The sequence below is a fragment of the uncultured Nevskia sp. genome (assembly GCF_903885465.1).
Taxonomy (GTDB): Bacteria; Pseudomonadota; Gammaproteobacteria; order Nevskiales; family Nevskiaceae; genus Nevskia.
In genome coordinates, this window is sequence record NZ_CAISIQ010000181.1 from 1 (window position 1) to 12,179 (window position 12,179).

13 protein-coding genes are annotated in these 12,179 nt (G+C 63.6%); 11 read left to right on the forward strand and 2 right to left on the reverse strand.

All coding sequences use genetic code 11. From position 1 onward, the window contains the following. Together QZY06_RS06850 and QZY06_RS06855 are read right to left on the reverse strand one after the other, a co-directional pair. On the reverse strand, nt 1-189 hold a 189-nt coding region (locus QZY06_RS06850), incomplete at its 3' end, for a prolipoprotein diacylglyceryl transferase family protein (RefSeq protein WP_295682003.1). A 44-nt stretch (nt 190-233) separates the two neighbouring features. Beyond that, nucleotides 234-1,430, reverse strand: coding sequence for a class I SAM-dependent rRNA methyltransferase (locus tag QZY06_RS06855; RefSeq protein WP_295682006.1), 1,197 nt, complete (start codon nt 1,428-1,430; stop codon nt 234-236). 167 nt (nt 1,431-1,597) lie between these two features. Between QZY06_RS06855 and ndhC the strand changes: the two genes are divergently transcribed. The 11 genes from ndhC to QZY06_RS06910 all read left to right on the forward strand — a co-directional run. Next, the gene (gene ndhC, locus QZY06_RS06860; RefSeq protein WP_366946343.1) at nt 1,598-2,047 is read left to right on the forward strand and encodes an NADH-quinone oxidoreductase subunit A; all 450 of its coding nucleotides are present in this window, start codon (nt 1,598-1,600) and stop codon (nt 2,045-2,047) included. A 25-nt stretch (nt 2,048-2,072) separates the two neighbouring features. Beyond that, a complete protein-coding gene (locus QZY06_RS06865; RefSeq protein ID WP_366946342.1) occupies nt 2,073-2,735 on the forward strand; it encodes an NADH-quinone oxidoreductase subunit B family protein in 663 nt (220 codons plus the stop codon). A 12-nt stretch (nt 2,736-2,747) separates the two neighbouring features. Continuing rightward, a complete protein-coding gene (gene nuoC, locus QZY06_RS06870; protein WP_295682009.1) occupies nt 2,748-4,538 on the forward strand; it encodes an NADH-quinone oxidoreductase subunit C/D in 1,791 nt (596 codons plus the stop codon). Between the two features lie 40 nt (nt 4,539-4,578). After that, entirely contained in the window at nt 4,579-5,097 is a 519-nt protein-coding gene (nuoE, locus tag QZY06_RS06875; RefSeq protein WP_022975644.1) for an NADH-quinone oxidoreductase subunit NuoE, read from the forward strand. Beyond that, nucleotides 5,094-6,407 (forward strand): NADH-quinone oxidoreductase subunit NuoF, encoded by a 1,314-nt coding sequence (nuoF, locus tag QZY06_RS06880; protein WP_295682011.1) that lies wholly within the window; start codon nt 5,094-5,096, stop codon nt 6,405-6,407. The genes nuoE and nuoF overlap by 4 nt, the downstream gene beginning before the upstream one ends. Before the next feature lie 20 nt (nt 6,408-6,427). After that, nucleotides 6,428-9,166 carry an NADH-quinone oxidoreductase subunit NuoG gene (gene nuoG / locus QZY06_RS06885; protein ID WP_295682014.1) on the forward strand — a complete coding sequence of 913 codons (2,739 nt, stop codon included), beginning with the start codon at nt 6,428-6,430 and terminating at the stop codon, nt 9,164-9,166. An 8-nt stretch (nt 9,167-9,174) separates the two neighbouring features. Continuing rightward, nucleotides 9,175-10,173, forward strand: coding sequence for an NADH-quinone oxidoreductase subunit NuoH (gene nuoH / locus QZY06_RS06890; RefSeq protein WP_366946344.1), 999 nt, complete (start codon nt 9,175-9,177; stop codon nt 10,171-10,173). A gap of 6 nt (nt 10,174-10,179) precedes the next feature. After that, entirely contained in the window at nt 10,180-10,716 is a 537-nt protein-coding gene (gene nuoI / locus QZY06_RS06895) for an NADH-quinone oxidoreductase subunit NuoI (protein ID WP_022975640.1), read from the forward strand. Between the two features lie 15 nt (nt 10,717-10,731). Further along, nucleotides 10,732-11,220, forward strand: coding sequence for an NADH-quinone oxidoreductase subunit J (gene nuoJ, locus QZY06_RS06900; RefSeq protein WP_293388909.1), 489 nt, complete (start codon nt 10,732-10,734; stop codon nt 11,218-11,220). A 36-nt stretch (nt 11,221-11,256) separates the two neighbouring features. Next, complete coding sequence (gene nuoK, locus QZY06_RS06905) at nt 11,257-11,592, forward strand: NADH-quinone oxidoreductase subunit NuoK (RefSeq protein WP_022975638.1); 336 nt, start codon at nt 11,257-11,259, stop codon at nt 11,590-11,592. Nucleotides 11,593-11,598: 6 nt separating this feature from the next. Next, the coding region (locus QZY06_RS06910) for a proton-conducting transporter membrane subunit (RefSeq protein ID WP_295682020.1) at nt 11,599-12,179 on the forward strand (581 nt) is incomplete at its 3' end.

Below are 12,179 nucleotides of genomic sequence, written 5' to 3' on the forward strand. Positions count from 1 at the left end.
GAGCACGCCGTAGAACAGCACGTCCGACACCCGCTCCGGCGTCCAGAATTTCAGCCAGTCATAGCGGCCGCGCCGGCAGCTCAGCCAGTAGAAACCGGCAAAGCCGAGCAGGTACATGATCCCGTACCAATGGATCTTGACCGGCCCGAGCGCCAGCGCGATGGGGTTGAAATCGGGGTGCGTCAGCATGCCGGTGACCGTTCGACTAGAGCGAGCAGATTCTGGGGCAGATTCTAGGAGAACTGCTCGTTGATCGAGCTGGCCACGTAGCCCTTGAGATAGCGGGTCTCCGGAATCGCCGGATGCACCGGGTGATCCGGCCCCTGCTCCAGGGTTTCCAGGATCTGCAGGCGCTTCGCCGCTGCCCGTGATTCGCGCAGCAGCACGCGCTGCAGTTCGTCCGCGGCCAGATGGTGCGAGCAGGAGCAGGACACCAGCACGCCGCCCGGGGTCAGCAGGTTCAGCGCGGCGCGATTCAGGCGGCCGTACAGACCGAGGCCTTCCTCGTGATCGCGCTTGCGCTTGATCAGCGCCGGCGGATCGACGACGACGACATCGTAGCGGCGGCCATCGACGGCCAGCTGCTTCATGACCTCGAGCGCATCGCCCTTGATGGTCTCGATCTTCTTGCCGTTCAGCGCGGCATTGCGTTCGGCAGCGGCCAGCGCCGGCGTCGAAGAATCGACACAAGTTGCCGACGCGGCGCCATGGCCGAGGCCGCGCAGCGCCCAGCCGCCGACGTAGGAAAACACGTCGAGCACGGCGGAATCCGGCTTGATGTAGCGGGCCATGCGGTCACGGTTGTCACGCTGATCGAAGAACCAGCCGGTTTTCTGACCGCCGCGCATCGCGATCTCGAATTTCACACCGGATTCGTCGATGACCACGGTCTCGGGCACATCGCCAACTTCCTCGACGTACAGCGGCAGGTTTTCGGCTTCGCGGGAAGCGCTGTCGTTGCGCAGCACGATGCCGCGCGGCGAGAACGTCGACTGCAGCGCTTCGATCAGGCGCGGTTTCAGGTGCTCCATGCCAGCGGTGCCGATCTGCACCACCAGCACGTCGCCGTAGCGATCGACGACCAGACCCGGCAAGCCGTCGGCCTCGCCGAACACCAGGCGATAGAACGGCTGGCTATAAAGCTTGTCGCGCAGCGAGGCGGCAGCCTGCAGCCGGCGCGACAGCCATTCGGCGTCGAATACGGCGTCGTACTGGCCGGTCAGCAAGCGGCCGCAGAGCAGGGCCTGAGGATTGATGTAGCCGGCGCCGATCGGCTTGCCGCGACCATCCTCGAAGCGACACAGGCTGCCAGCGGTGATGGACTTGATCGGCGTGCGAGCCGTGTCGATTTCATTGGAGTAGATCCACAGGTGGCCGGCGCGCAGGCGACGGTCCTCCTGGGTTTTCAGGCGGATGATCAGATTTGACAAGGGAGGAGGTCGGGTAAAGCCCGTGACAGGGTGTCATCGGGTAGGTGTTCTGCGTATCATACCGATCATCTGAAAAAAGACCCCTCCCGCGATGTTTTGTCGCTGTCGACATCGCGATTAGGGCTAGTGCCAACGATCTTGCAAGAGAACGAGCGGGCGTGGAATTCATAAGCTCATACACCCCCCAAACCTGGGCCTTCGGCCTCTATGTCGGCGCCGTATTATTCGTCGTCGCCTTGATGGTCGGCCTTTCGTCGGTGCTCGGCAGCCGCAACAACGGCCGGGCGAAGAACGAAGCCTTCGAGTCCGGCGTGGTCGGCGTCGGCGGTGGCCATCTGCGTTTTTCCGCCAAGTTCTATCTGGTGGCGATGTTCTTCGTGATCTTCGATCTCGAAGCGGTATTCCTGTATGCCTGGGCCGTGTCGATCCGCGAAAGCGGCTGGGCCGGTTATATCGAGGCCTGCATTTTCATTGCCGTGCTGCTGATCGGCCTCGCCTATGTCTGGCGTCTGGGTGGGCTGGACTGGGCGCCGAAAACGCTCGCCGGCCGCCGCAGCCTGCCGCAGCTGAACCCGCCTGCCGATGTCGTGGTACCTCCCCCGCCAGTCAAGAATTGACCAGCCAGCGCCCTCGCCATTGACCATGGAATACGCCTTAAAGCGCATCGACAAGAACGGCCAGACTCACTCCCCGACCCCGCCCGGCGTCAATTCCGGCGAGGGCTACATCGAGGACGAGGTCAGCAAGAACATCGTGTTGACCAAGCTGTCCGATCTGGTCAACTGGAGCCGCAAGAACTCGATCTGGCCGTACAACTTCGGCATTTCCTGCTGCTACGTGGAAATGGCGACGGCGTTCACCGCCGTCCACGATCTGGCCCGCTTCGGTTCCGAAGTCATTCGCGCCTCGCCGCGTCAGGCCGATCTGATCGTCATCGCCGGCACCTGCTTCCAGAAGATGGCTCCGGTCGTGCAGCGCCTGTACGAGCAGATGCTCGAACCGCGCTGGGTGATCTCGATGGGTTCCTGCGCCAATTCCGGCGGCATGTACGACATCTACTCCGTGGTCCAGGGCGTCGACAAGTTCCTGCCGGTGGACGTCTACATTCCTGGCTGCCCGCCGCGCCCGGAAGCCTTCCTGCAGGCGCTGCTGCTGCTGCAGGACTCGATCACCGCCGAACAGCGTCCGCTGTCCTGGGTCGTCGGCGATCAGGGCGTTTACCGCAAGCCGATGCCGGCCGAGCGTGATCGCAAGCAGGCGGCCCGCAATGCGGAGACGATTCTGCGCAGCCCCGATTCGGTCTGAGATCGCATACAGATGGCCGACGACGCCCCTCTGAAGAACCCCAACATCCGTCCGCCGGTGGTGCTGCCACCGGTGGTGCGCGAGCTGTTCGATCGCTTCGGCGAAACCAACCTCGTCTACCAGGCTTCAAAAGACGATTGCCCGACCGTCTGGGTGCCGCTGGAAATCCGTGACCAGGTGCTGGTGTTCCTCAAGCACCACGTCGCCAATCCCTACAAGATGCTGCTGGACTTCCACGCCGTTGACGAGCGCATGCGCCGCAACCGGCAGGGCATGCCGGCATCGGACTTCACGCTGTTCTATCACCTGCTGTCGATCGACCGGAATTCCGACGTTCGCATCAAGGTGGCGCTGATCGGCGAGTACCCGGTGGTCAAGTCGATCACCAACATCTGGGCCAACGCCAACTGGTACGAGCGCGAAACCTGGGACCTGTTCGGCATCAAGTTCGAAGGCCATCCGAACCTGCAGCGCATCCTGCTGCCGCGTTACTGGAAGGGTCACCCGCTGCGCAAGGAATACCCGGCGCGCGCGACCGAGTTCGATCCCTACCTGCTGACCGCCGGTCGCCAGGACGAGGAACAGAACGCGCTGATGTTCAACCCCGAGGAATGGGGCATGAAGCGGTCCGAGAAGGACCACGACTACATGTTCCTGAACCTTGGCCCGAACCATCCGTCCGCGCACGGTGCCTTCCGCATCGTGCTGCAGCTCGATGGCGAAGAGATCGTCGACTGCGTTCCGGACATCGGCTACCACCATCGTGGTGCCGAGAAGATGGCCGAGCGCCAGTCCTGGCACACGTTCATTCCGTACACCGACCGCATCGACTACCTCGGCGGCGTGATGAACAACCTGCCCTACGTGCTCGCGGTCGAGCGCCTGGCGGGCATCAAGGTGCCGGCGCGAGTCGAAGCGATCCGCGTGATGATGGTCGAGTTCTTCCGCATCACCTCGCACCTGCTGTTCCTCGGCACGTTCATCCAGGACGTCGGCGCGATGACGCCGATCTTCTTCATGTTCACCGACCGGCAGAAAGCCTATGACGTGATCGAGTCGATCTGCGGCTTCCGCATGCATCCGGCCTGGTTCCGCATCGGCGGCGTCGCCCACGATCTGCCGCAGGGCTGGGATCGCAAGGTCAAGGAATTCCTCGACTGGTTCCCGAAGCGGCTCGACGAATACCAGCGCGCCGCGCTCGACAATTCGATCCTGCGCAATCGCACGGTCAATGTCGCCCAGTACAACGCCGAAGAAGCGATCGAATGGGGCATCACCGGCCCCGGTCTGCGTGCCACCGGCGTTGATTACGACCTGCGCAAGAAGCGGCCGTATTCGGGCTACGAGAACTTCGAGTTCGAAGTGCCGCTCGGCAGCAAGGGCGATGCTTTCGATCGCGCGATCGTCCGCATCAACGAGATGCGCGAAAGCTGCAAGATCATCCGCCAGTGCCTGAGCCACATGCCGGCCGGTCCGTACAAGGCTGATCACCCGCTGACCTGCCCGCCGCCGAAAGAGCGGACGCTGAAGGACATCGAAACCCTGATCACCCACTTCCTCGGCGTCAGCTGGGGACCGGTGATGCCGGCGAACGAGTCCTGCCAGCTGATCGAAGCGACCAAGGGCATCAACAGCTATTACCTGACGTCCGATGGCTCGACGATGAGCTACCGCACGCGCATCCGCACGCCGAGCTTCCCGCACTTGCAGGCGATCCCCTACATCATCAAGGGAGCCATGATCCCCGATCTGATCATGCTGCTCGCCACCATTGACTTCGTGATGGCCGATGTCGACCGCTAACGTGACCCCCAGCTCTATTCCGGGCTCCAGCCCCACCGTGATGAAGCTGGCCGACCTCGTGGCCGGCCAGAGCCTGCCGGCGACGCCGCCCTACGTGATGTCCGACGAGGAACGGCACGAGATCGAGCACTGCCTGCATCACTACGACGACAACCGCGCCGCGTCGATCGACGCGCTGAAGATCGTGCAGAAGAAGCACGGCTGGGTGCCGGACGCCGCGATCGCCAAGATCGGCGAGCTGATCGGCATTCCGGCAGCTGACGTCGAAGGCGTTGCCACCTTCTACAACCTGATCTTCCGCCGGCCGGTCGGCCGCAACGTGATCAAGATCTGCGACAGCATTTCCTGCTACCTGACTGGTTACGACGAAGTGCGCGAGGCGATCAGCGCCCATCTGCGCATCAACCTCGGCCAGACCACCGCGGACAACCGTTTCACCTTGCTGCCGATCTGCTGCCTCGGCGCCTGCGACAAGGGCCCGGTCGCGATGATCAACGACGACACCGTCGTGAACCTGTCGCCCGAAACGATTCCCGCCTTGCTGGAGCAGTACAAGTGACTGCCAACATTGCTGAAACCAAGCCGCTGACCGCCAACATCGTTGCCGGTCGTGCGCCGCTGAACCTGAAGGAATACTCGGCCGCCGGTGGTTACCGCGCGGTGCGCAAAGCGCTGAAGGAAATGGCGCCGGGCGATGTCACCAAGGCGGTCAAGGACGCCAATCTGCGCGGCCGTGGCGGCGCCGGCTTCCCGACCGGCGTCAAATGGGGCCTCGTGCCGAGCCTGGAAAAATCGCCGGGCAGCCGCTATCTGGTCTGCAATGCCGATGAGATGGAGCCGGGCACCTTCAAGGATCGCCTGCTGATGGAGTCCGACCCGCATTCGCTGGTCGAAGCGATGATCGTCGCCGGCTACGCGATCCAGGCCACCCGCGCCTACATCTTCCTGCGTGGCGAGTACGTTGAAGCGGCGAAGAACCTGAATGCCGCGATTGCCGAAGCGAACGCCGCCGGCTTTCTCGGCAAGGACATCCTCGGCTCCGGCTGGAGCATGGACCTGCACGTCCACACCGGCGCCGGCCGCTACATCTGCGGTGAAGAAACCGCGCTGATCAATTCGCTGGAAGGCCGCCGCGCCAACCCGCGCGCCAAGCCGCCGTTTCCGGCGATCGCCGGCCTGTGGGGCAAGCCGACGGTGGTCAACAACGTCGAGTCGCTGTGCAATGTCCAGCACATCGTAAACAACGGTTCGGCCTGGTTCCTGGGACTCAACCAGGGCAAGAGCAAGGACGGCGGCACCAAGCTTTACGGCATCTCCGGCCGTGCCAAGAAGACCGGCCTCTGGGAACTGCCGATCGGCACCACGGCCCGGGAAATCCTCGAAGTGCATGCCGGCGGCATGAAGGACGGCCTGAAGCTCAAGGCCTGGCTGCCGGGCGGCGCTTCGACCGACTTCCTGACCCCGGATCATCTCGATCTGGCAATGGATTTCGACACCATCGCCAAGGCCGGATCGCGTATGGGCACCGGCTTGCTGACGGTTGTCGACGACCGCCAGAACATGGTCAGCGTGGTCCGCAATCTGGAAGATTTCTTTGCTCGCGAATCCTGCGGCTGGTGCACGCCCTGCCGTGACGGCCTGCCGTGGACCTACAAGACGCTGGTGGCAATGGAGCGCGGCGAAGGCCGCCCGGGCGACATCGAGATGCTCGAAAAGATGACCCGCTTCCTGGCTCCCGGCCGCCCGTTCTGCGCGCATGCGCCGGGCGCGATGGAGCCGCTGCAATCGGCACTGAAGTTCTTCCGCGGCGAGTTCGAAGCCACGATCAAGAAGATCGACAAGACCACTGCGACTCACGCAGCGGCCTGACCTAAGGAATACGACACCACGTGGCCATCATTCACGTAGACGGCAAGGAATTCACGGTAGACGGAGCAGACAACCTGCTTCAGGCCTGCCTAAGCCTCGGGCTCGATATTCCGTACTTCTGCTGGCATCCGGCGCTCGGCAGCGTCGGCTCCTGTCGCCAGTGCGCGGTCAAGCAGTACCGCGATGTCAACGACACCGTCGGTCGCATCGTCATGTCCTGCATGTCGCCAGCCAGCGACGGCACCTACATCACCATCGACGACGCCGAATCGAAGTCGTTCCGCGAGAGCGTCGTCGAATGGCTGATGTCCAACCATCCGCACGACTGCCCGGTCTGCGAAGAAGGCGGCCATTGCCATCTGCAGGACATGACGGTGATGACCGGCCATGCCGCACGCACCTATCGCTTCACCAAGCGCACCCATAACAATCAGGACCTCGGCCCGTTCATCGGTCACGAGATGAACCGCTGCATCGCCTGCTATCGCTGCGTCCGTTATTACAAGGATTACGCGGGCGGCAAGGATCTCGGCGTCTATGGCTCGGCGAGCCGCGTCTATTTCGGCCGCGCCGAAGACGGCGTGCTGGAATCGGAATTCTCGGGAAATCTCACCGAGGTCTGCCCGACCGGCGTGTTCACCGACAAGACCCACAGCGAGCGCTACAACCGCAAGTGGGACATGCAGTTCGCGCCCAGCATCTGCCAGGGCTGCTCGGTCGGCTGCAACATCTCGCCCGGCGAACGCTACGGCGAACTGCGCCGCATCGAGAACCGCTACAACGGCACTGTCAACCACTATTTCCTCTGTGACCGCGGTCGCTTCGGCTATGGCTACGTCAACAACAAGGACCGTCCGCGCCAGCCGATGCTGAAGCGTGACGGCCAGTTCGCGACGATCAGCCCGGATGAGGCGCTGCTCAATGCCGCGAACCTGCTGAAGACGGCGAAGGGGGTGGTCGGCATCGGTTCGCCGCGCGCCAGCCTCGAATCGAATTTCGCGCTGCGCCAGCTGGTCGGTGCCGGCAACTACTTCGATGGCCATGCCGCTGCCGAAGGCGTGCTGGTCAAGCGCATTGCCGAAGTACTGCGCACCGGCCCGGTGCCGACGGGCAGCCTGCGCGGCATCGAATCGGCCGACGCTGCCTTCGTGCTCGGCGAGGACGTGATGAACACCGCTGCCCGGGTGGCGATGGCGCTGCGCCAAGTCGCCAGAGGCCGCGCGACGCAGATGGCTGCCGAGAAGCACATTCCGGAATGGCAGGCGATCGCGATTGCCGACATCGGCCAGCACCACAAGCACCCGATCTTCATCGCCACGCCGGATGCCACGCGCATCGACGAGTTGGCGAAGGAAACCGTCCGTGCTGCACCGGCCGATCTCGCCCGCCTCGGCTATGCCGTCGCCAACATCATCGACCCGGCCTCGCCCGCCGTCGCCGGCCTCGATGCCGCGACCACCGAGCGCGCCCAACGCATTGCCGACAGCCTGCTCGCCTCGACCAAGGCGGTGATCGTCTCCGGCACCGGCGCTGGTTCGGAATCGGTGATCAATGCTGCTGCCAATGTCGCCTGGGCGCTGCATGCCCGCGGCAAGATCGTCGAACTGATGCTGATCGTTCCCGAAGCGAACAGCCTCGGTACCGCGCTGATGGCGGCACCGAGCATCGACGAAGCCTTCAAGGCGATCGAATCCGGCAAGGCCGACACCTTGGTCGTGCTCGAGAACGACCTCTATCGTCGCGCGCCCAAGGCCCGCGTCGATGCCGTGCTTGCCAAGGCCAAGCTGATCGTCGTCGATCACCAGATGACCGAGACCGCCGAGCGCGCCGAACTACTGCTGTCGGCCGGCAGCTTCGCCGAAGCCGATGGCACCCTGGTATCGAACGAAGGCCGCGCGCAGCGCTACTTCCAGGTTTACGACCCGGCCTACTACAAGCCGGAAACCAAGATCCGCGAAAGCTGGAACTGGCTGCACGGCGTGCGCGCCCAGCAGCTCGGTGCCTCGCCGGTCTGGGAACAGCTCGACCACGCGACGGCCGAAGTAGCCGCCGTGCTGCCGGTGCTGGCTGGCATCGTTCACGCAGCCCCGAGCGCCAAGTTCCGCATCGGTGGCCTGAAGATAGCCCGCGAACCGCATCGTTATTCCGGCCGCACCGCGATGCGCGCCAACCTGTCGGTGCACGAGCCGCGTCAGCCACAGGATGCCGACACCGCGCTGACGTTCTCGATGGAAGGCCACAACGGCGTACAGGCCGGCGAACGTCCTGCTGCGCTGACGCCGTTCGCCTGGGCACCCGGCTGGAACTCGCCGCAGTCCTGGAACAAGTATCAGGATGAGGTCGGTGGTCATTCGCTCGGCGGTGACGCCGGCGTGCGCCTGATCGAACCGGCCGCCAATGCGCCAAAGGTGCCGGCGTACGCGAACCACGTGCCGGAAGCGTTCAAGGCGCGTGCGGGCGAGTTCCTCGTCGTCGCCTCCCAGCATCTGTTCGGCAGCGAAGAGCTGTCGGCGAAGGCAGTGCCGATGCAGAGCCGCATTCCAGCTGCGCACGTGGCGCTGAACGCGGCCGATGCCGAAGCGCTGGGCTTGGCCGACGGCTCGATGGTCGACGTGCAGATCGATGGCCTGACAGTTCGTCTGCCGCTGCAGCGCCGCGCTGAACTGGCTGCCGGCACCCTCGCGATGCCGATCCTGCCGGGCGTGCCGTTCACCGTCACCGGTGGCAACGCCAAGATCAGCGGAGCCGCGCGCGCATGACTGCGATCATCGAGTTCCTGACTGCTCCGGCGATCGTTGCGATCATCGTCGAGGTCCTCAAGGGCCTGGTGATTCTGTTCGGCATGGTCATCGTCGCTGCGCTGCTGATCTGGATCGAGCGCCGCATGCTCGGTCTCTGGCAGGACCGTTACGGCCCCAATCGCGTCGGTCCGTTCGGGTCGCTGCAGGTGGTCGCCGACATGGTCAAGATCTTCTTCAAGGAAGACTGGATTCCGCCGTTCGTCGACAAGCCCACCTTCATCATGGCGCCGATGATCGCCATGGGAACGCTGATGCTGGCGTTCATGCTGATCCCGATCACGCCGACCTGGGGCGTGGCGCCGGACCTGTCGATCGGCGTGCTGTTCTTCTTCGCGATTGCCGGGCTCGAGGTCTACGCGGTGATGCTCGGCGGTTGGTCGTCGAACTCCAAATACTCGCTGCTCGGTGGCCTGCGTTCGGCGGCACAGATGGTCAGCTACGAAGTGTTCATGGGCATCGCGCTGATGGGCGTGGTGATGTGGACCGGCTCGTTCAAGCTCAGCGACATCGTTGCCTACCAGGCCCAGCACGGCTGGTTCATCGTCTCGCAGTTCTTCGGCTTCTGTACCTTCTCGCTGGCTTCGATCGCCGTGGTCCATCGCCATCCCTTCGATCTGCCGGAAGCCGAGCAGGAACTGGCCGCCGGTTACCACACCGAATACTCGGGCATGAAGTTCGGCATGTTCATGGTTGCCGAGTACGTGGGCGTGGTGCTGATCTCGGCGCTGCTGGTGACCCTGTTCTTCGGTGGCTGGCACGGCCCCGGCGTCGAAGCGATGCCTTGGCTCGCCTTCCCGTACTTCGCGGCGAAGACGCTGTTCTTCGTGGTGATCTTCATCCTGCTGCGTGCGGCCCTGCCACGCCCGCGTTATGACCAGGTGATGGCCGGTGGCTGGAAGTTCTGTCTGCCGCTGTCGGTGATCAACATGCTGGTCACTGGCGCCTTCGTGCTCTCGAATCCGTAAAGACTCATGAAAGCAATCCTCGGCGGTATCTGGAGCAATCTGCGCAGCATGTGGATGGTGTTCACCCACAGCTGGCGCAAGCGCGACACCCTGATGTACCCGGAAGTGCCAATCTACGTGCCGCCGCGCTATCGCGGCCGCATCGTGCTGACTCGCGATCCGGACGGCGAAGAGCGCTGCGTGGCCTGTAACCTGTGCGCGGCGGCCTGCCCGGTCGGCTGCATCAGCCTGCAGAAGGCCGAGCGTGAAGACGGCCGCTGGTATCCGGAATTCTTCCGCATCAACTTCTCGCGCTGCATCTTCTGCGGCTACTGCGAAGAAGCCTGCCCGACCAACGCAATCCAGCTGACCCCGGACTACGAGCTGGGCGAGTACCGCCGTCAGGATCTCGTCTACGAGAAGGAACACCTGCAGATCGCCGGTCCCGGCAAATATCACGACTACAACTTCTATCGCGTGGCCGGCATGGCGATCGCAGGCAAGCCGAAGGGCGCTGCCGCGAACGAGACGCCGCCGGTCGACGTGAAATCGCTGCTGCCCTGAGCCCGGACGATCATCGTGGAAATTGCGTTCTATCTCTCTGCAGCCGTCGCCGTCATCGCCACGGTGTTCGCGATCACCAACACCAACCCGGTGCATGCGCTGCTGTACTTGATCGCCTCGCTGCTCGCGGTGGCGATGGTGTTCTTCTCGATCGGCGCGCCGTTTGCCGGTGCGCTGGAAGTGATCGTCTATGCCGGCGCGATCATGGTGCTGTTCGTGTTCGTGGTGATGATGCTCAACCTCGGCCAGGCGGCGATCGATCAGGAGCGTCGCTGGCTGACGCCGAAAGCCTGGCTTGGCCCCGGCATCCTCTGCGGCGTGCTGATGATCGAGATGATCCGCGTGCTGTCGCCAACGCTGAACGGCGGCATCGGCGGCTCGGTGATCGACGCCAAGATGGTTGGCATCGCGCTGTTCGGGCCTTATCTGCTGGTCGTGGAACTGGCGTCGATGCTGCTGCTCGCAGCGCTGGTCGCCGCTTTCCACATGGGGAGACACGACTGATCCGCCACGTGCGCATCAGCGATCAAAACTAAAACCATGACCACTACCGAAATCGCGACCACCGCAGCGACGGTTCCTCTGGAACACGCGCTGATCCTGTCTGGCATCCTGTTTTCACTCGGGCTGCTCGGCATTCTTGTCCGCCGCAACATCCTGTTCGTGCTGATGTCGATCGAAGTGATGATGAACGCCGCCGCCGTTGCCTTCGTGGCCTCGGGCAGCCGCTGGGGCCAGGCCGATGGGCAGGTGATGTTCATCCTGATCCTGACGCTGGCCGCCGCCGAAGCCAGCGTTGGCTTGGCCCTCGTCCTTCAGCTGTACCGCCGGTTCCAGACGCTGGACACCGACGCTGCTTCCGAAATGAAGGGATAAGCAGACATGTTCGATCTTCTTTTCCTGGTTTTCCTCGCGCCGATGATCGGCTTCCTGTTGCTGTCCTTCGGACGCGACAAGTGGAGCGAGAACGCCGCCGCCGTGATCGGCGTCGGCTCGGTCGGCATTTCGGCGCTGGTCACTGCACTGTGCGTGTTCCAGTTCATGACCCATCCGCCGGAAGGCGGTGTGTACACCCAGCATCTGTGGACCTGGTTTGAGGTCGGCCGCTTCAAGCCTGAGCTGCAGCTGCGGCTCGATGGCCTGAGCCTGACGATGATCTCGGTGATCTGCGGCGTCGGCTTCCTGATCCACCTGTTCGCTTCCTGGTACATGCGCGAGGACAAGGGCTACGGCCGCTTCTTCTCGTACGTGAACCGGTTCGTGTTGAGCATGGTGTTCCTGGTGCTCGGCGACAACCTGCTGTTCCTGTATCTCGGTTGGGAAGGTGTGGGTCTCGCCTCCTACCTGCTGATCGGCTTCTGGTACACGGACCCTGCCAACGGTGCCGCAGCCCGCAAGGCTTTCGTCGTCACTCGCGTCGGCGACACCTTCATGGCGATCGGCCTGTTCCTGCTGTTCCGCGA